This is a genomic window from Anabaena sp. CCY 0017 (genome assembly GCF_963920885.1).
Classification (GTDB): domain Bacteria; phylum Cyanobacteriota; class Cyanobacteriia; order Cyanobacteriales; family Nostocaceae; genus Nodularia.
This window is the reverse complement of sequence record NZ_CAWUDG010000004.1, coordinates 312,485-330,483: the sequence shown is the minus strand read 5'-3', so window position 1 is coordinate 330,483 and position 17,999 is coordinate 312,485. Positions and strand designations below refer to the sequence as shown.

Genomic DNA, 17,999 nt, shown 5'->3' with positions numbered 1-17,999 from the left:
TATGAGGCGCACAGAGAACAAGAGCCTGTTTTGTTTATATATGGTCATTGTAGGGACACAGACAGAAATACCAGGATCGGTCTTCACGTCTTCATAGAGTAGTATTATCGCCCGTTTTTGTTGAGAGTAAGACAGCAGAGCTTTAGTTCCCCACCATCTAACAATATTTGTAGCTTTGTCGGAGAGGTAGGCTCACCAACCCACCTCCCCAAACCATTATTTCTTGGCAATTATCCACACTGCGTGAATGATTCCGGGGATATAACCCAAACACGTCAACAGGATATTAAGCCAAAAATCTAGACCAAAACCTACCTGTAAAAATACTCCCAGAGGCGGCAAGAAAACAGCACACAAAAGCCGAACTATATCCATAATGACCTCCTGTTCATATTCAAATCACTGTTCTGCCACTTCCTGAGCAGATTTGACCCCTTAACGATAACATTGGACTGCTGACTCAATAGTTCGTAGAGATGTGGGAACCCACACCCATCAACCACCACTAATTTTGGCTTTGTAACCTAACTTGGTCAAAATATCCAGAATTTTCTGTTTATGTTCGCCCTGAATTTCAATTTCATTATCCTTGACAGTCCCACCACTACCGCATTGACTTTTCAACTGTTTAACTAAATCAGTCAAAACTTCAGGTTTAGTCTGGAAACCGCTAATCACAGTCACAGTTTTACCCTTGCGTCCTTTGCGCGAAGCCTCCACCTTCAGGTTTTGTTGCTGCGGAGGTAATTCAGGAACCCCTCTTTGGGTAGCGGCCGAATTGTCGTTACCAAATTCACGGTAGGCAAAGCGTTTGTTAGAAGATTTATCAGAAGACATAAAACGTTTGATTAAGAAAAAATCGCAGGTACTTGGTGTCTTATTTTCTTTATACCTTTGCGCCTTTGCGCCTTTGCGCCTTTGCGTGAAATAAATTCATATTTGAAATCAGCAACGCCAAGAAGATCATCAGGATCTTGCAATCCCACAATGCTTTTATAATAATTAAATCCGACCTGTCATCAAAAACTTTCCGTGACTACTACACCCCTATCTCCCAGTTCCCTCTCAAACACTCAAGTTCCCGACATCCTTGGACGCTTTGGACGCTTTGGCGGTAAGTACGTCCCGGAAACACTGATGCCGGCTTTAGCTGAATTAGAAACAGCTTATCAGCAATACCGCCACGACCCAAGTTTTCAAGCAGAACTACAAGATTTACTGCGAGATTATGTCGGACGCGCCACACCTTTGTATTTTGCCGAACGCCTCACGGCTCATTATGCCCGCCCAGATGGGACAGGAGCGCAAATTTACTTAAAGCGTGAAGATTTAAATCATACAGGAGCGCATAAAATTAATAATGCCTTGGGTCAGGTGTTGTTGGCGCGGCGCATGGGTAAGAAAAGAGTAATTGCCGAAACAGGCGCAGGACAGCATGGCGTAGCAACGGCGACGGTTTGCGCTCGGTTTGGGCTGGAATGTGTGATTTACATGGGCGTTCACGATATGGAACGTCAAGCGTTGAATGTGTTCAGAATGCGCTTAATGGGTGCTGAAGTTCGTCCAGTGGAAGCGGGAACCGGAACCCTCAAGGATGCGACTTCTGAGGCTATCCGGGATTGGGTGACGAATGTGGAAACAACTCACTACATTTTGGGTTCAGTCGCTGGCCCCCATCCTTACCCAATGATGGTACGCGATTTTCATGCTGTAATTGGTGTAGAAACTCGCGTTCAAGCAATGGAAAAGTGGGGCGGTTTACCTGATATTCTCATTGCTTGTGTGGGTGGTGGTTCCAACGCGATGGGATTATTTCACGAGTTTGTGAATGAGTCTTCTATCCGATTAATTGGGGTGGAAGCAGCCGGCGAAGGTGTGAATACAGAAAAACACGCTGCTACCTTGACAAAAGGACAGATTGGTGTACTGCATGGAGCAATGAGCTATTTGTTGCAAGATGAAGAAGGGCAAATCATTGAGGCGCACTCCATTAGTGCAGGTTTAGATTATCCTGGGGTAGGGCCAGAACATAGCTATCTTAAGGATATGGGAAGGGCTGAATATTATAGTGTGACTGATGCAGAGGCTTTAGCAGCGTTCCAGCAACTATCTCGCCTAGAGGGAATTATACCAGCTTTGGAAACTGCTCATGCGATCGCTTATCTAGAAACCCTATGTCCTCAACTTAGCGGTAGTCCGCGCATTGTTCTCAATTGTTCTGGACGGGGTGATAAGGATGTACAAACGGTAGCCAAGTTTTTAATCCCAGAATAACTCTGATATAGCAAACTGCTGAGTAGGTAGGGACGGGTTTATTAAAATTATTATTAGTAATTGAGCATATCTGTAAACCCGCCCCTACATCAAAGCTTTGAGCTATTAACACTGTTCTCACATATCTGTTAACGGGAACCCTTGAAAGGTTTCTCCCAATGACAGCAAGCCCTAATTCTTGTTAGAAATCATTTCAGGAGTCGCCTTATTCAAGGTGGGATAAAATATCCCATGTTTAGCAAAGGCTTGTTTAGCTCGTCGCATTAAATCGGTTTGATAAATAAACTCATCCCTAGCATCCATTGGGTAAGACCTAAGTTTGAAATGAGTACACCAAGGTAATTCTGCCATGACTACAACAACAGACAATTTTAACTGGGTATATCGACTACTGTAAGCAGCTTGGTATAAAAGTCGGATTACCTTGTCACAATCAACATCATGATGTAAATAGAATTCTGTAACTACTTGGGCTTCTAATTCGCCACTATTAGCATTAGAGATAGCATCTGTCCAAGTTTTACTATGAGGAATAGTCACAGTATTATCATCAGGGGTTTGCATTCTGAGTCCACGTAAACCGTAACCGATCACCTCGCCGTAATGTTCGCCAATGCGAATGCGATCGCCGACTCGATAAGGTGCTTCAAATAAAGTCACAACCCCAGCAATAATAGAACTTACATAGTCTTTAAATGCAAATCCTAATCCTACCGCAATCGTACCAGTGAGTGCAAGGAGATTTCTTTGAGACAGATTCAGAAATAGGTTTAGTAGGTAAACTACGGTGACGATCAAAATCAGTCCTTTCCAAAAAGGTACTGATTGTTTAATTGTGAGTCGGAACCGACGCGCTACTCGCTCAGATAGCCAATTGACGAAAGATTGAATTGATACAGAAATTCCGTAGGCGACAAAAATGCTAATTAGAGCTTTGAGAATCTTGTTGACCGTAATCTCAGTTAGGAGTCTGTCAGCTATTCCATTATCATCTAACAATTGAGCAAATAAGGTAGTAGATATAGACAGAAGCATCATGATTCCTCTCCCAGCAAAAAGTTGTTATTAATTAACTCTGTTTTGAGTGAAGGATAGTAAGCAGGATAAATATTTAATTGGTCTTGCTGTTGGACTATTACACCTGCACGTTGCAGCATTTGCACACGCGATCGCACAAGTTGTTCACTTTCGCCTAAACTCAAAGCTAGATCAGTCCGAGTCATCTGGCCATGCAACAATAAAGAATGCAGCAGGTAGCGATCGGTAGCAGTCAAATCAGGTAAACTCGGCAAAATCGGCTTTGTTTGTTGGAGGTTTACAGGAATTTCTAAAGTTACACCTTGAGGCGTAAGTGCAGGCTTGGACTCAGAAACAGCATCAGGGATGTCCGCCGCCCGAATCCGTAAGGCTTGCAACCATAATTGAGCAGCCACGCTACTCACCCCAGAAGCCAGACTAGCAAGAGATTTACAATAAGCTAAATTTGTATCCGCGTCGCTGTCTTCAGCAGCTAATTCTTGGGTGACAGGTGCTAACCATTTTTGCAGTGCATCCCCTTTTAATTTAGGTAGGGGTTGAACCTGTTCTAAGTAAGCACTCACCTGACAAACCTGATCGAGAAATGTCCAAGCCGAATAATTGCAACCAATTAGCCAAAACCGAGATTTATCCTTGACAACCGCATTTTGCAGAAATTCGATACTTTCCCAGCCCTCAATACATCGCAGAAAGCACTGCGCCAGACAGGGAATCACAACTAAAGTTTGCCTTTGAGTCAGTTCTGCATTAGGATCACCACCATAATCTGCTGACTGAGACTGTGTTTCAGAAGAGAAAGCCTCACTGATTGCTGTTTTCAGAGATGAACAATCAGGTGAACGTTTACACAGCGCTAGAGGATGGATAATTTGCAAACTTTTGGATAACTCATCTGCTAAACTTTCCTGGATAATTTGAGCAATTGGTTCCACCGAACGACCGAGAATCACCAAACTATTGGCAGATGTAAGATTGCTTTGCCAATCTGCCAAAGCTGAAGTCAGTGTTTCTTGGATAGTAGTACGATATTCCAGTGGAGGGGATAGTTGATCTAGTTTCTGAGAAAACTCCTGAATAATCTCTTCAGGTGGTTTATTGAGAAGATTATCGGGATTAGTTGTTTTAGCCTGGGATAGCCAAGACTGAAACCAATGGATAGAAGATTGGATTTTTGCGTCTAACATTACTCATCCGTCAAAGTTTCAATTAACAGATTCGCCTGTTGCTGTCGCTGCTGCAAAAAACTTTCACACTGACGCAAAGACTCAACAGCAGTAGAAAACTGCTCAAAAACTTGCTCCAAATCCAACTCACCCGCCTCAATGCGAGCAATAATATTTTCTATCTCAACTACCTTCCCCTCATAATTCCAACCCGCCATCGAATCAGAACTCGAAGCATCCTTACGCTTAACCATTCAACTCTCCGTGTCCTCTGCGCCTCTGTGGTATTCGCTACGCGAACGTTAATCTTTTACTTCCATCACCTTAACTTTAACCTCCCCCTGCCCCAACTGAATCAACAAATCCTCACCCACAGCCAACTCAGCAGCCGAACGAGCTATTTCCCCATTTTCTCGCCTGACCACAGCATAACCACGCTGTAACACGGCTTTGGGGTCAAGACTAGCCAACTTTTCCCGTAACAATTCTAACCGTTGTTGGGCTTTATGCGATCGCCCCATTGTCACCTGTATCAATTGTTGTCTTTTCCAACTTAGTTGCTGCATCTCCTGCTGCACCTGTTTATCTAATCCTAAACGCCGCAAGCGATCGCGTAAACCTTGCAATTTATCCTCAGCCGTTTCCGCAAATTCCCCTACCGCCTCACGCAGCGCCACTATCCTTTGTCGATGCTGAAAATACAATTCTGCCAGAGATGGGACAACAGATTCCGCCGCCGCCGTCGGTGTATGTACACAAGCATCAGCAACTAAATCTACCAAAGATTCATCCCGTTGATGACCAATACCAGTAATTACCGGGATAGAACAAGTAGCAACAGCCCTCACCACCCGTTCATCATTAAAGCAAGCCAATTCCTCAACCGCACCACCACCCCGTGATAAAATTAGCACCTGGGCGCGACCATCACGATTGACGCGATTAATCGCCTTAACTATAGAATCAGGTGCTTGCTCACCCTGTACCGTAGCGGGAGAAAATAACACCTGTAAACCTGGATATCTTTGCTTGAGAGTTTTTTGAATATCACCCCAAGCCGCCGCAGTGGGTGAAGTGACAACTGCGATCGTTTGAGGATGCAGAGGTAAAGCACGTTTGCGTTCTGGATCAAATAAACCCTCAGCCAGCAATCGGTTTTTTAATTGTTGATAGCGTAGCGCTTGTAAACCAGCACCAGCAGGTATAGCTTGCCAAACCGATAATTGATACTCTCCCCGTTGCGGGTAAACTCTGATACTACCAAGGATAATTAACTGCTCACCTGCAATTGGCATTTGAGCCAATTTAGGAATTTGGCCTTTCCACACCACACACTTAATCCCGGCTGTCCCCTCTGGGTCTTGTAGGGTAAAAAATAAGCCACTGCGATGGTTGTTAGCACTGGAAACTTCCCCAGTTACCCAAACTTGGCGTAATTGATCATCTTGCTCTAACAGCAAGCGGATATAGTCAGTTAATCCAGCTACTGAAAGCGCTGTATCGGGAATCAGAGAGTTAAAAGTCATCTCGGTGTGTGAGCATTGGTGCTGGAGCGATTTTAGCATTCTTCATGAATACCCAAGTTTATCCCAACAAGCGCTTTAATCTTTTGTAGACATCATCATCATTACGCTTACCAACTAAAATCACTTCTACTAAATTTTGCTCAGGAAAATATATATATATAATTCGATATTCCCCACTATCAACTCGATAGAAACCTTCATAACCCGATAGCTTTTCACTATCAGCTGGTAAAGGCTCAATATTTAAAGCTAAAACCTTTTTTGCAATTTGCGCTGCTATTTTAGGTTGCAAACCATTCAAAAAATCAAGAACAGTTGCTAGACCATCAAGCCTAGCCATTAGCTAAATGCTCCAATGCAGACGTGAAAGCCTCTGTCCCCACCATTTGGGAATTATGCAAAGCAGCTTCAGCCGCCTGACCAAAAACCATATCCTCTAATTCTTGCAGCCGATGAATTAATTTTTGGTAACTCTGGGCTGAGATAATCACATGGCTGGGACGTGATTGTTTAGTTAGTAAAACTGGTTCGGTAGTAGCCTTGTCAAAAACCTCACCGTGTTTGTTCCGAGCATCTGTGAGAGTGTAGGTCTGCATGATGGTTTTGACTATTTTAGACATTTTGACTATATTTTAGCAGATTATTCTCATAGAAGAGACTGCAAATACCCAAATGCCTGAATAAACGTGAGGAACACGCAGCTAGAACTCAAAAAAATAGGTATCCAGTATAGAAAATAGGACTTACGCATTGATAATAAATACTAAATATGTATAAAACTAAAACGCACATATTTCGTAGGGGTTTAGCACTGCTAAACCCCTACCACACGGGTATATTTACGATCAATATAATCATTGTTTGAGCCGGAAGTTAGCTAGTTTGGTATCAGCATACCATGATTAATTTGTACAGTGCGTAAGTCCTAGAAAATATCTTCACTTTGATTCTAAGGAAAAAACACTAATAACGCATTCCAGGTTGCGTTACACTATAAACTAATCTATTGATTAATGTAGACGGGTAAAACCATTATGGAAAAAATAGAACTTGAAGTAGATAGACTTACCTTTGAACGAGCAAAAACTCTGGCGATCGTCAATCAATCAAGCCTATCAGAATTGATTACTCACGTAATTGAACGTTTAGCAGAAATTCAGGAGAAAAAAGATCCATTAATGGGATTATATGCTGATGTTCCTGAGATTGTAGATGAAATTGTTGCCGAAGCGATGGAAAAAAGAGGACATAGTTTATCGGATGAATAAAGTAGAAAAGTCCCTACTTGATACGGATATTCTTTCAGAAATTATTAAACGAGCAAATCCTGTTATTATTGCTAAGGCTAATATTTACTTAAATGAATTTGATAATTATACAATTTCTGTAATCACAGTTATGGAAATCGTAGAAGGTTGGCAAAAACGCAAGCAGGAAAAACGTCTTCAGCAGTTCTTAACTATCCTAAATTCACAGGAGATATTATCTTTTGAATTGAGAGAAGCTGTATTAGCCGGGAAAATCTATGCAGATTTAGAAGCAGTAGGAAAAAGAATTGGATATCCTGATTGTATGATTGCTGCTATTGCTATCCATCATAATCTGACTTTAGTTACTGGTAATTTATCTCATTATCAAAGAATTCAAAACTTAGGTTATTCACTCAGACTAGACAATTGGCGTTTATAGTATCGCTCGTGATACCTTATACTGTGATCTAAACTGGACAATCTAAGGTTTTGGGTAGGTAGTCAAATTCAAGCGATCGCCTAAATCTTGCAATTTATAACAACAATGAGTGAGGACTAAAGTCCTAACTACGGGCTAGGGTATTATACTTGCGTAAGTCCTGAAATAATCTCCTCCGATCACATATAATTTTTTTTACCAATAAAGAAAGACTGCCATTTAGTGTAGTTTTCTAACCACAGGGACTCTAAAACTGGATAGATGTCAGAGGCTGATGCTGTGTTTAAAGGTACAGATAACTGTGTCCATAAACAGCGATCATCTCGCAGCACATTTTGACCAAAAAGCCAAGGTAAAATGCGATCGCGACTGAAGTCATATTTATAGCGATTTTGCATAAATTGAGCAAAATCAATCGTCCCACTTCCACGGGGATTAATACACGATGTCAGGTAAGCTTTATTGCCATCATCATATAAGGTAAAATAACCCACTACAGGTGAGTAAATTTTCTGTAATTTATTCGAGTCTAATTTTTGATTTGTAGGTTCTAAGAATGGCTTGTCATCATAAGCTTTACCGTTGAGGATATAGCGTATTTGTAGTTCTATTTGTTGAGTTGTATTGATATAATTAAAAGTCTTAAAATTCTTGTCTGATTCAGAATCTCGCACAGAGGTGACTTGGGTTTGTTGCCACTGCTTTAACGGCAGTTGATCTGGCAAATTTATAGAGTTATGGATGCTGATATTACTCTGAGTAGTAATTAAATAGATGGCTGTGATGATAATTCCTAGCCAAGTAAATACTAAAAATAAGCGCCGTTTTGGGTGAATTTTTGGGTGGATTATTTGGGAAGCATCAGGTTGATTTTGAGATAAATATTCTAAGGGTAATAGCCAATTACATAAGAGGGCGTAAATAATAGTAGCAAAGGCTGTAAAAATACCGCCACCTGTAGCTCCGTGCCAATAATCAAATAACTCTTTGTTATGGACGACAACGGCTAATAAGGCTACACGAATACAGCCTGTTAAAAAGCCCACAACAATAGCAGATATTACTAAAGCCCATCTATGCCACCAAGTTAAGGCCAGAACAACTGATAACAGTGTTAGCCTGAGTAGCGAGATGATTACTGGACCTCCTGTGCATGGGTATGCAACACTGACTTGCCCTGTGGGTAGCTTGACAAAGATGCCGTAGTGAGTAGCTTGAAAGCCGATGTAATGAAGTAAAAAAGCAGAAACAGTGGCTGTTAATTCACTCAAGTGCAGCAGAGGTTCAAGGATTGTAGCTATTCGTCCGAAGGGAAACACCATTAAGCATAATAATAAAAATAACTGCCAATGTTGACGAAATCCTGAAAAGCCAAAGGAAAGTAAACCTAAGCCTAAACCTGCTAAAATCGGCGCAATCCGAAAAAGTATCAAGTCTAAATGCCACAGATGCAAAGGTCGGATTATTACAAAGAATAGTAAGAGCAACCCTAACCAGCTAGAAAACCAACTGGGGGTATTTTCTTGGGGACGCGGTGTTTGTTTGATGCCGTACCACAGTAAATATAAAATTCCTCCCCAAGAAACGGTATAGAGGGCGATTTCTCCACTTACCATTTCAGATGGATGAGTTCTAATAATATCTAAATGGCAAACTGCTAAAGTCGTAAAAATACCCAATAAGTAAAACCATTGATATTGCAGTAATGGCTGGATTTTTGGGAAAATTCCGGTTTTAGTAGCAAGAATTTTGGCTTTTTTGATTATTGTGTTACTCATATTTAAGTTTTTATGATGCTCTGTTTATCCTGCGTTAAGTCTAATGGCTTGATATTTAATATACCCATATACTGTGGGTATTGACTCAATTTGGCACAAAGCCCCCCGTATTTCCTTGGTTGACAATTCCAGGTTGGGGCTAAGGCTGGCTAATCGATTTTGTCCCAGTCTCTCTCCTGCTCCCTACGGTGTATACACAAGTCTTATCAAGTTGCCTCATCACGTTTTGATCCCCCCTAGCCCCCCTTGAGAAGGGGGGAAAATTTCTTAAAGTCCCCCTTAAAAATGGGGATTTAGGGGGATCAGATCACTTGTGCGTACTAGGCTGTAAACTGGAGCAAGTTGCAGATAAATAGCCAAGAAATCACTGTGCTGTGGCCTAAACTCAAAAATCTAAGCTTTTGGGGAGGTAGTCAAATTCAAGCGATCGCCTGATAATAGCATCAAGCCCTGTTTTATCTGCGTAGCTCTGTAGTTAAAAAATTGTCCTATAATTATGTAGTATTGCTAGCTTAATTTGCTAGCGATCGCGTTACGATTTGGTCACGTTTATTTTTTAAAGTCCTATTTGAGAATTTTCTGGTTAAAATAGTATATCTGTTCTACTCAGATTCCCAGCCCAAATTCCTTACTCCATATAATTCCTATATTTAGAGGTCCATAATGGCTATCAATACAGATACCTCCGGCAAAGAAAAAGCATTAAATATTGTACTCAACCAAATTGAGCGCAGCTTCGGTAAAGGAGCAATCATGCGCCTGGGTGATGCTACCCGGATGCGAGTAGAGACAATTTCCACAGGTGCGCTCACCTTAGATTTAGCATTGGGCGGAGGACTACCCAAAGGACGGGTAATTGAAATTTATGGACCAGAAAGTTCTGGTAAAACCACCGTAGCCCTACACGCCCTTGCAGAAGTCCAAAAAAATGGTGGTGTTGCAGCCTTCGTTGATGCTGAACACGCCCTAGATCCCACCTACGCTGCGGCTTTGGGTGTAGATATTGAAAATTTGCTAGTTTCCCAACCCGATACAGGCGAGTCTGCATTAGAAATTGTTGATCAGCTCGTTCGCTCCGCCGCAGTTGATATTGTCGTCATTGACTCAGTAGCAGCACTAGTACCTCGTGCGGAAATTGAAGGCGATATGGGTGACATCCACGTTGGTCTTCAAGCCCGGTTAATGAGCCAAGCTCTCCGTAAAATTACTGGGAATATAGGTAAATCTGGCTGTACAGTTATTTTCATCAACCAGTTGCGGCAAAAAATCGGTATTACTTACGGTAGCCCAGAAACTACAACTGGCGGTAACGCCTTGAAGTTTTACGCCTCAGTCCGCCTGGATATTCGCCGAATTCAAACCTTGAAAAAAGGTACAGAAGAATTTGGGAACCGTGTGAAAGTCAAAGTCGCTAAAAATAAAGTTGCACCACCCTTTAGAGTCGCCGAATTTGACATCATATTTGGTAAAGGAGTTTCAACCTTGGGTTGTCTGGTTGACTTAGCAGAAGAAACAGGCATAATTGTTCGTAAAGGAGCTTGGTACAGTTACAGCGGTGATAACATCTCCCAAGGTCGAGATAATGCTATCAAGTACCTAGAAGAAAAGCCAGATTTTGCTGCCGAAATTAAGGAATTAGTGCGACAAAAGCTAGATATGGGGGCTGTAGTTTCTGCTAACTCTGTGGCCAAAGCTAATCAAGAAGAAGATGTTGAAGAATTAGAAGAAGAAGAATAGCACTTATAGGCGTTCGGTATTACTGAGTGCTGAGTGGTCAGTATAAAGCCTGACTTTTCACGTTATGTGGAAAAGCTAACGCGGAACCTAACCCCCTAACCCCCTTCCCTACCAGGGAAGGGGGAAATTTTAAAGCCTCTCTCCTTGCAGGGGAGAGGAATGGAAGCGGGGTTTTCCAGATCCCGTGAAAAGTCAGGCCTACGCGGGTTACATCAGTTTTCATGTAAATACTCCCCACTCAGCACTCAGCACTCAGCACTCAGCACTCACAATAAGCCTCGTTTACCATTGGGGCGAATTGTCATCCAATTGGTTTTTGCTAACGCTAGCTGCTCATCAGAAACCTTAGCACCAGTGAGATTAGCACCACATAGATTAGCTCCTCGAAGATTGGCATTGCTGAGATATGCTTCGCTGAGGTCTGCGCCTCGTAGGTCTGCTCCTTCTAAATCAGCATGATTAAAGTAGGCTTTGCTCACATTAGCGTCTCTGAGATTTGCTCTAGTGAGGCTAGCTCTGCCAAAGTCGCTGTTGTGGAGATTAGCACCTTGGAGATTAGTACCTTGAAATTGAGCAGAATGAAAATTTGTTTCCGATAAGTCAGCTCCTGGCAATTTGAGAAAACTGAAATTGTGTAGAGCAAAATCGCGTCTTCCCTTGAGATAAGCTGTCAGCAAACTTTCGGGATTTAATTTACGTCCTTGAGAATTTTTCCGTTGGGAATTAATACTTGTGTTATTGGCAACAGTCGTTGATTTGCCAGATGAAGACCCCTGACGTATTCCCCTCGCTTCCGCATTTTTGGCTCGTCTAGCTCGAATTGCTGCCGCCATTTGTGCTTTACTGCCTCCTACACCAGTAAAATCACTTGAAGAATTGTTGTATAAAATAGCAGAATTTTCTACTCTGTTATGTGTTGGCTCTTTAACATTCGGATCAGATTTAACCAGCAAACCTTGGGCTAAACTTTCCAAGTAGGGTTCTATATCTAAGGCTCTAAGCACCTCTTCTGCTGACTGGTAGCGATTGCGTACTGACACATCTAACATTTTTCGCAAAACATTGGTGAGATGATCACTCACTTGCACTAGATCCTCCCACATCATCTCACCTGTTTTGGGATTGTAATCTAAATCTTTAGGAGTTTTACCACTCAGTAGATAAATAGAAGTTACACCCAGCGCGTAGATATCACTGGCGTAGACTGGACGCATAGCCATTTGCTCTGGAGGTGCGAAACCAGGAGTCCCAATGGCATAAGCCGTTAATGCGGTCTGTCCCGATTGATTTAGTGCAGCTTGGCTAACTTGATTTTTGACAGCACCAAAGTCAATTAGCACCATTCTGGCATCTTGAGTCCGGCGAATTAAATTGGCTGGCTTGATGTCACGGTGAATTACCTTTTGTTCGTGGATGTATTGCAATAACGGCAAAGTCTCGCTCAAAAACTGTTTGACTCCGGCTTCGCTGAAGCTCCCATTCAGTTTGACCTCTTGTTGTAGTGTCGAACCACTAATATATTCTTGGATTAAATAAAATTGTTCTTGCTCTTCAAAATAGTCAAGTAGCCTTGGTACTTGAGGATGATTGCCAATCCTACCCAGGGTTTTGGCTTCTCGCTCAAATAACTCTCGCGCCATTTGCAAGATGTGTGGCGCTGTTCCTGAAGGGCGTAATTGTTTAATTACACAACTCGGTTCTCCTGGTAAGGCTTGATCATGAGCTAAGAATGTTGCTCCAAAACCACCTTGGCCTAATGGTTTGACCACCCGATAGCGATCGCGCAATAATAGTCGCGAGCCACACGACCGGCATATCTGGCTATATGCCACATTTTCTGGATTGGGACAGATAGGATTTAAGCAATAGCTCATGCACTGTCAACTCGCTGCACGAATAATGACTGGAAGCGTTACACTCTTTTTTAATTATTAAAACTTATCATTAAATCTTGCTAGGTGATTTTTGCGGGAAATTGTTTGAAGAGTTTCTAAAGTTAACTCAGGATTACGTAAAAAAATTATCAAAACAAGATTATTCATTATACTTACAGCGTCAAATAGTGTCTAGGCTATTTTTTGTAAAAAATCTAATATCTCATCTTCAAATTCTCAATTTTATGCAGGTCTGTTAATAATTATACTTTATATCAGGAAATTAAATTACCTTTTTTCCCTTGATTTGTGTATTCAAAAATTTAAGTACCTACTCATATTTGAATATATGTTCAGATATTGTAAGATAAGAATAATTCAAAAAGTTCTGGAGAAAAATATGCCTACTGTAACCCAAATGAAATGCGCTTGTCCCAATTGCCTATGTATTATTTCACTTGAAGATGCCATCAATAAAGATGGTAAATACTACTGTTGTGAAGGCTGTGCTGAAGGTCATAAAACAATCAAAGGCTGTAATCATAATGGTTGTGAGTGCTGAGTGCTGAGTGCTGAGTGCTGAGTGCTGAGTGCTGAGTGGGTAGGGGTGGGTTTAAGCAGTCAGCTTGTGATTCATCAAAATCTTTAGTAAACCCGCCCGTACAGGAGAGTGCTGAGTGGGTAGGGGCGGGTTTAAGCAGTCAGCTTGTGGTTTGTCAAAATCCTTAGTAAACCCGCCCGTACAGGAGAGTGCTGAGTGCTGAGTAAAAATAGTACCTGCGGGGATAATGAGTTGAATGAATCTGAATTATCTCTCTACCCAGCACTCCGCACTTTATAGACTAGCTAAAACTTCTCTAGCCACGGCTAAAGTTTTTTCAATATCGGCTTCAGTGTGAGCCAAAGAGGTAAAACCAGCCTCAAACTGAGAAGGTGCTAAATAAACACCGCGCTCTAACATCCCGCGATGGAAGCGACCAAATTTAGCCATATCTGACTTTTTGGCATCTTCGTAGTTATGCACTGGCCCAGAGGTGAAGAATAAGCCAAACATAGCGCTAATATGACCACCACAAACTGAATGACCAGTTTCTTGGGCAATCTTTACTAAGCCATCTGCTAACTTCTGAGTAATTTGATCTAGATACTCATAAGTACCAGGTCTTTGTAACAATTCCAGGGTTTTAATCCCAGCCGTCATTGCTAAGGGATTACCCGAAAGAGTTCCCGCTTGATACACAGGGCCTGCGGGAGCAATCATTGACATAATATCCCGACGACCACCATAAGCTCCTACTGGCAAGCCACCACCAATTACCTTACCCAAGGTTGTTAGGTCTGGTGTCACCCCAAATTTTTCCTGAGCGCCACCATAAGCAATCCGAAAACCTGTCATTACTTCGTCAAAGACTAGCAAAGCCCCATGTTCATGGGTAAGTTCTCGTAAACCTTCGAGAAAACCAGCGTCGGGAGTAATAAATCCAGCATTGCCAACTACTGGCTCCAGAATCACCCCGGCTATTTCGTCGCGGTTTTGTTCCAACAAGACTTTAACTGCTTCCAAGTCATTGTAGGGAGCTGTGAGGGTAGTAATGGTTGATGATTTGGGAACGCCTGGCGAATCGGGTAAACCCAGTGTGGCTACACCAGAACCAGCCTTGACGAGGAATGTATCAGCGTGGCCGTGGTAGCAACCTTCAAACTTGATGATTTTTTCTCTGTTTGTGAAAGCCCGCATTAACCGCAGGACTGCCATACAAGCTTCAGTGCCGGAATTCACAAATCTGACCATTTCGATGCTAGGAACCGCATCAATTACCATTTCTGCCAGAACATTTTCTAGGAATGAAGGAGCGCCGAAGCTAGTGCCTTTTTCTAAGGCTTCATGGAGCGCTGCGATCACTTCTGGATGGGCATGACCACAAATAGCAGGCCCCCAAGTGCCAACGTAATCAATATATTGATTGCCATCTACATCCCAAATGTATGCGTCTTTGACTCGATCAAAAACGATGGGTTGCCCACCAACTGATTTGAAGGCGCGAACAGGAGAATTAACTCCTCCAGGCATGAGATTTTGGGCTGCGGCAAAGATTTCTTGTGATTTTGTGGTTTTAATTGTGGTATTTACCAAGGCTCTCTCCTAAATAGTGGAAAATAAAAAGCTCTGTCTTAGGATAGGGTTAAAAACTGTTTAGAAATTCTACCTTATAGAGTTATCCGAACCAGGAAAATAACAATCAGTTATACAAGTCCAATGAAGACTTGCTTTTACAGATTCGCACTCAATGATCACCAGGATTTTTACAGGTCTGCTTTTAGCTCGGTAATCCATTGGTGTGGTGAAGCTTCTAAAGTCCACCCAGTAGCCTTAAGCGCCGTAAAGATGCAGTCTGCTACAGCTAGGAATGCTTTTGTTGATCTGAATGAACAAGTCCAATTTTAAATAAGCATACCAGATGCTCTATTCAGAATGGTATCGTGAATCCATCAATAATGTTTAATGAGAACAAATTAGCTGGTATGTTTTCTACTGATCCGCATTCACTACCACAGTCGATTCCTGTTGATAAGATTTGCTACGATGAACGGGGTTTAGTGCCGGCAATTATCCAAGATTATTTGGATGGCACTGTCTTAATGATGGCGTGGATGAGTCAGGAATCATTAAAAAAGACTTTAGAAACTGGGGAAACTTGGTTTTGGAGTCGTTCCCGCCAGGAGTTATGGCATAAGGGAGCAACTTCTGGACACATTCAAAAAGTGCAAAGTGTTCGTTATGACTGTGATAGTGATGCGCTGCTGATTGGAGTGGAACAGCTAGGAGATATTGCCTGTCACACTGGGGAACGCAGTTGTTTTCATCAAGTAGAAGGAACAATTGTGGCCCCACCAGGGGATACATTATCTCAAGTGTTTCAGGTGATATGCGATCGCCGTGACCATCCCGTAGACACTTCTTATACCTGTAAGTTATTTGCAGGTGGCGATAACAAAATTTTAAAGAAAATCGGCGAGGAAAGCGCTGAGGTAGTAATGGCGTTTAAGGATGATGAGGAGGATGCGATCGCCGGTGAAGTTGCAGATTTACTCTATCACACGTTGGTCGCCTTAGCTCACCATCAGGTGGATTTAAAGTCAGTCTATCGCAAGTTACAAGAACGTCGCCGATAGAAGAGGCAGGGGGGAAGGGTGCAGGGGGCAGGGAGAAGACGGTAACTTCTCAATGACTAATGTTTTTGTAATTCTTATCATTACCTAAATTTTTCCTCACTCATTCCACAGGGTTTCCACAGGGATTTTAGTAGTTTTCCACAGATGTTGTACGAGTTAATAGGCAGTTGCCGTTTTACTGGGGATTGTTGATCTAGATTGACTAAGAACCTTTGCTACTGAGTTTTTATTAAGTTGGGTAACAAAAACTTGGTTTAAACCCTTATTATTGCGTCAGGTTTTGTTTTTTATACCATCGTATTTAACATTTCGCAGCATTGACAAACCCACCCCCTCTTGGCGCACAATGATGCGACTGGCTTTTATAGTCTGTTGAACCATTGACACCAAAAATCACCTGAGAGACTGGTGTAGATTGTCAGGTAAAGGCAGGACTATGTAAGGCAATTCCGCATCACTGCAAGCAACTTGTCTCTCTTGATTGACCTCAGAGAAGGAAAAACTCATGAACGCAACAGTTAGTATCTTTACAGAAATTCCCGAAACACTACATGAATCTCTTAAAAATTACTTAGAAGCACACCCTGATTGGGATCAGAATCGAGTGCTGACGGCTGCTTTGTCGCTGTTTTTACTCCAAAATGGCGAGAGCGATCGCCGCGCTGCCCGTGTATATTTAGAAACTTTGTTTCATAACTGTTAGATAGAAATGCCCTGCGCTAATTACCCAGAAACCCAAATTACTGGTAAGTCGCTGGGCAAAAATATTTTTAACTATTAATAGCCCTAAATTTATCTGTGGAGTCAATTTGGAATCCCCGTTAAATAAGAATCCTCATGCCTTTAGGCTGAGGAGTGTCAATTAGTTACTTCTTAATAAACTCAAGAATGAGCTTCTAACTCTGGGGAGTGAGTGGGACATTCAAACTTATACCCTACGCCACGTACAGTTTGAATTAGTGCTGGTTGGCTAGCATCGATTTCAATCTTCTTGCGAATTTGACCGATGTGTACATCTACAACCCGTTGGTCGCCAACATATTCATAATCCCAGACCTCTTGAATCAGTTCTGCACGTCGCCAGACTCTACCGGGATGGCTAGCTAAAAAATGCAACAAGTCAAATTCTAGAGCAGTTAAGGGTATTGCTTGGTTGTTTAGTGCGACTTCCCGTCGTGCTGGGTCAATCATTAACTTTTCAAATACCAGACGTTTTTGTTCAGCAGTAGTCACAATCCGCTGTCGTCTCAAAATTGCCGCTACTCTGACTTCTAACTCTCCGAGTCCAAATGGCTTGGTGAGATAGTCATCAGCACCTTTAGCAAAGCCTCGAATCTTGTCGGCTTCGTCGGCGCGGCTAGTCAGCATCAAAACAAAAACACCATTACGACTTTGCATTTCCTGGCAGAGGTTAAACCCAATGACATCTGGTAAATTTACATCTAAAATTACCAAATCTGGATTGAATTGCTCAAAAAGAGCTAAGGCTGTTTTACCATCCTCAGCAGCCTCTACCTGATAGGTTTGCTTAATCAAAAAGCGTTGGATTAAATTTCGGACCGCAGGGTCGTCATCAACTACAAGAATCTTGGCGGGAGCCATGACCATCACTTTGCACAAAAATTCGTAAGATTAACAGAAAAGAGGATTGCGTAAAAACACAGTTTCCACTTTGGGGGTTATTTAAGACTCTACAGGGGTAAGGAATGCATTTCCTGATTATCCAAAATAAATAATAGTGTAATC

At 42.2% G+C, this 17,999-nt stretch carries 20 protein-coding genes; 7 read left to right on the top strand and 13 right to left on the bottom strand.

All coding sequences use genetic code 11. The features are described from left to right. Positions 1–216: 216 nt before the first annotated feature. The 3 genes from ACM0OW_RS07845 to ACM0OW_RS07835 all read right to left on the bottom strand — a co-directional run bounded on the left by ACM0OW_RS07845 (position 217) and on the right by ACM0OW_RS07835 (position 986). Positions 217–375, bottom strand: coding sequence for a YqaE/Pmp3 family membrane protein (locus ACM0OW_RS07845; protein WP_414549462.1), 159 nt, complete (start codon positions 373–375; stop codon positions 217–219). Between the two features lie 120 nt (positions 376–495). Next, complete coding sequence (locus ACM0OW_RS07840) at positions 496–837, bottom strand: translation initiation factor (protein WP_414549461.1); 342 nt, start codon at positions 835–837, stop codon at positions 496–498. A gap of 11 nt (positions 838–848) precedes the next feature. Beyond that, entirely contained in the window at positions 849–986 is a 138-nt protein-coding gene (locus ACM0OW_RS07835; protein ID WP_414549460.1) for a hypothetical protein, read from the bottom strand. A gap of 46 nt (positions 987–1,032) precedes the next feature. On the opposite strand from ACM0OW_RS07835, the gene trpB reads away from it, so the two are divergent. Further along, on the top strand, positions 1,033–2,274 hold the full coding sequence (gene trpB, locus ACM0OW_RS07830; RefSeq protein WP_339459433.1) for a tryptophan synthase subunit beta: 1,242 nt from the start codon (positions 1,033–1,035) through the stop codon (positions 2,272–2,274). A gap of 171 nt (positions 2,275–2,445) precedes the next feature. Here trpB and ACM0OW_RS07825 read toward each other — a convergent pair whose 3' ends face one another. Genes ACM0OW_RS07825 through ACM0OW_RS07800 form a run of 6 tightly spaced genes read right to left on the bottom strand, consistent with a single transcriptional unit; the run spans position 2,446 to position 6,621 of the window. Further along, the gene (locus ACM0OW_RS07825) at positions 2,446–3,312 is read right to left on the bottom strand and encodes a mechanosensitive ion channel family protein (RefSeq protein WP_414549459.1); all 867 of its coding nucleotides are present in this window, start codon (positions 3,310–3,312) and stop codon (positions 2,446–2,448) included. Further along, on the bottom strand, positions 3,309–4,496 hold the full coding sequence (locus tag ACM0OW_RS07820; RefSeq protein WP_414549458.1) for a hypothetical protein: 1,188 nt from the start codon (positions 4,494–4,496) through the stop codon (positions 3,309–3,311). Before ACM0OW_RS07820 ends, ACM0OW_RS07825 begins: the two co-directional genes overlap by 4 nt. After that, complete coding sequence (gene xseB / locus ACM0OW_RS07815; protein ID WP_414549457.1) at positions 4,496–4,729, bottom strand: exodeoxyribonuclease VII small subunit; 234 nt, start codon at positions 4,727–4,729, stop codon at positions 4,496–4,498. Before xseB ends, ACM0OW_RS07820 begins: the two co-directional genes overlap by 1 nt. Before the next feature lie 48 nt (positions 4,730–4,777). Beyond that, positions 4,778–6,001 (bottom strand): exodeoxyribonuclease VII large subunit, encoded by a 1,224-nt coding sequence (gene xseA, locus ACM0OW_RS07810; RefSeq protein ID WP_414549456.1) that lies wholly within the window; start codon positions 5,999–6,001, stop codon positions 4,778–4,780. 58 nt (positions 6,002–6,059) lie between these two features. After that, positions 6,060–6,341, bottom strand: coding sequence for a type II toxin-antitoxin system RelE family toxin (locus ACM0OW_RS07805; protein WP_414549455.1), 282 nt, complete (start codon positions 6,339–6,341; stop codon positions 6,060–6,062). Next, a complete protein-coding gene (locus tag ACM0OW_RS07800; RefSeq protein ID WP_414549454.1) occupies positions 6,334–6,621 on the bottom strand; it encodes a type II toxin-antitoxin system Phd/YefM family antitoxin in 288 nt (95 codons plus the stop codon). Before ACM0OW_RS07800 ends, ACM0OW_RS07805 begins: the two co-directional genes overlap by 8 nt. Before the next feature lie 414 nt (positions 6,622–7,035). On the opposite strand from ACM0OW_RS07800, the gene ACM0OW_RS07795 reads away from it, so the two are divergent. Together ACM0OW_RS07795 and ACM0OW_RS07790 are read left to right on the top strand one after the other, a co-directional pair. Further along, a complete protein-coding gene (locus tag ACM0OW_RS07795) occupies positions 7,036–7,269 on the top strand; it encodes a hypothetical protein (RefSeq protein ID WP_414549453.1) in 234 nt (77 codons plus the stop codon). Further along, complete coding sequence (locus ACM0OW_RS07790) at positions 7,262–7,690, top strand: type II toxin-antitoxin system VapC family toxin (RefSeq protein ID WP_414549452.1); 429 nt, start codon at positions 7,262–7,264, stop codon at positions 7,688–7,690. Before ACM0OW_RS07795 ends, ACM0OW_RS07790 begins: the two co-directional genes overlap by 8 nt. Positions 7,691–7,869: 179 nt before the next feature. Here ACM0OW_RS07790 and ACM0OW_RS07785 read toward each other — a convergent pair whose 3' ends face one another. Beyond that, positions 7,870–9,468 (bottom strand): cyanoexosortase A system-associated protein, encoded by a 1,599-nt coding sequence (locus ACM0OW_RS07785; protein ID WP_414549451.1) that lies wholly within the window; start codon positions 9,466–9,468, stop codon positions 7,870–7,872. 663 nt (positions 9,469–10,131) lie between these two features. On the opposite strand from ACM0OW_RS07785, the gene recA reads away from it, so the two are divergent. Continuing rightward, on the top strand, positions 10,132–11,205 hold the full coding sequence (gene recA, locus ACM0OW_RS07780; protein ID WP_414549450.1) for a recombinase RecA: 1,074 nt from the start codon (positions 10,132–10,134) through the stop codon (positions 11,203–11,205). Positions 11,206–11,471: 266 nt separating this feature from the next. On the opposite strand, the gene ACM0OW_RS07775 is transcribed toward recA, so the two are convergent. Then, complete coding sequence (locus tag ACM0OW_RS07775; protein ID WP_414549449.1) at positions 11,472–13,079, bottom strand: protein kinase domain-containing protein; 1,608 nt, start codon at positions 13,077–13,079, stop codon at positions 11,472–11,474. Between the two features lie 400 nt (positions 13,080–13,479). On the opposite strand from ACM0OW_RS07775, the gene ACM0OW_RS07770 reads away from it, so the two are divergent. Beyond that, positions 13,480–13,641, top strand: a complete 162-nt coding sequence (locus tag ACM0OW_RS07770) for a metallothionein (RefSeq protein WP_414549448.1) — start codon at positions 13,480–13,482, stop codon at positions 13,639–13,641. Positions 13,642–13,914: 273 nt separating this feature from the next. Here ACM0OW_RS07770 and hemL read toward each other — a convergent pair whose 3' ends face one another. Then, the gene (gene hemL, locus ACM0OW_RS07765; protein ID WP_414549447.1) at positions 13,915–15,213 is read right to left on the bottom strand and encodes a glutamate-1-semialdehyde 2,1-aminomutase; all 1,299 of its coding nucleotides are present in this window, start codon (positions 15,211–15,213) and stop codon (positions 13,915–13,917) included. 389 nt (positions 15,214–15,602) lie between these two features. Between hemL and hisIE the strand changes: the two genes are divergently transcribed. Beyond that, complete coding sequence (hisIE, locus tag ACM0OW_RS07760) at positions 15,603–16,253, top strand: bifunctional phosphoribosyl-AMP cyclohydrolase/phosphoribosyl-ATP diphosphatase HisIE (protein ID WP_414549446.1); 651 nt, start codon at positions 15,603–15,605, stop codon at positions 16,251–16,253. A 505-nt stretch (positions 16,254–16,758) separates the two neighbouring features. Continuing rightward, positions 16,759–16,956, top strand: coding sequence for a DUF2811 domain-containing protein (locus tag ACM0OW_RS07755; protein ID WP_089092473.1), 198 nt, complete (start codon positions 16,759–16,761; stop codon positions 16,954–16,956). Between the two features lie 179 nt (positions 16,957–17,135). On the opposite strand, the gene ACM0OW_RS07750 is transcribed toward ACM0OW_RS07755, so the two are convergent. Further along, a complete protein-coding gene (locus ACM0OW_RS07750) occupies positions 17,136–17,855 on the bottom strand; it encodes a response regulator transcription factor (RefSeq protein WP_414549445.1) in 720 nt (239 codons plus the stop codon). Between the last annotated feature and the right edge of the window lie 144 nt (positions 17,856–17,999).

Coding starts and splice junctions, on each gene's coding strand:
- ACM0OW_RS07845 (WP_414549462.1), bottom strand. CDS start 375: ATGGATATAGTTCGGCTTTTGTGTGCTGTTTTCTTGCCGCCTCTGGGA.
- ACM0OW_RS07840 (WP_414549461.1), bottom strand. CDS start 837: ATGTCTTCTGATAAATCTTCTAACAAACGCTTTGCCTACCGTGAATTT.
- ACM0OW_RS07825 (WP_414549459.1), bottom strand. CDS start 3,312: ATGATGCTTCTGTCTATATCTACTACCTTATTTGCTCAATTGTTAGAT.
- ACM0OW_RS07820 (WP_414549458.1), bottom strand. CDS start 4,496: ATGTTAGACGCAAAAATCCAATCTTCTATCCATTGGTTTCAGTCTTGG.
- xseB (WP_414549457.1), bottom strand. CDS start 4,729: ATGGTTAAGCGTAAGGATGCTTCGAGTTCTGATTCGATGGCGGGTTGG.
- xseA (WP_414549456.1), bottom strand. CDS start 6,001: ATGACTTTTAACTCTCTGATTCCCGATACAGCGCTTTCAGTAGCTGGA.
- ACM0OW_RS07805 (WP_414549455.1), bottom strand. CDS start 6,341: ATGGCTAGGCTTGATGGTCTAGCAACTGTTCTTGATTTTTTGAATGGT.
- ACM0OW_RS07800 (WP_414549454.1), bottom strand. CDS start 6,621: ATGTCTAAAATAGTCAAAACCATCATGCAGACCTACACTCTCACAGAT.
- ACM0OW_RS07795 (WP_414549453.1), top strand. CDS start 7,036: ATGGAAAAAATAGAACTTGAAGTAGATAGACTTACCTTTGAACGAGCA.
- ACM0OW_RS07790 (WP_414549452.1), top strand. CDS start 7,262: ATGAATAAAGTAGAAAAGTCCCTACTTGATACGGATATTCTTTCAGAA.
- ACM0OW_RS07785 (WP_414549451.1), bottom strand. CDS start 9,468: ATGAGTAACACAATAATCAAAAAAGCCAAAATTCTTGCTACTAAAACC.
- recA (WP_414549450.1), top strand. CDS start 10,132: ATGGCTATCAATACAGATACCTCCGGCAAAGAAAAAGCATTAAATATT.
- ACM0OW_RS07775 (WP_414549449.1), bottom strand. CDS start 13,079: ATGAGCTATTGCTTAAATCCTATCTGTCCCAATCCAGAAAATGTGGCA.
- ACM0OW_RS07770 (WP_414549448.1), top strand. CDS start 13,480: ATGCCTACTGTAACCCAAATGAAATGCGCTTGTCCCAATTGCCTATGT.
- hisIE (WP_414549446.1), top strand. CDS start 15,603: ATGTTTTCTACTGATCCGCATTCACTACCACAGTCGATTCCTGTTGAT.
- ACM0OW_RS07755 (WP_089092473.1), top strand. CDS start 16,759: ATGAACGCAACAGTTAGTATCTTTACAGAAATTCCCGAAACACTACAT.
- ACM0OW_RS07750 (WP_414549445.1), bottom strand. CDS start 17,855: ATGGCTCCCGCCAAGATTCTTGTAGTTGATGACGACCCTGCGGTCCGA.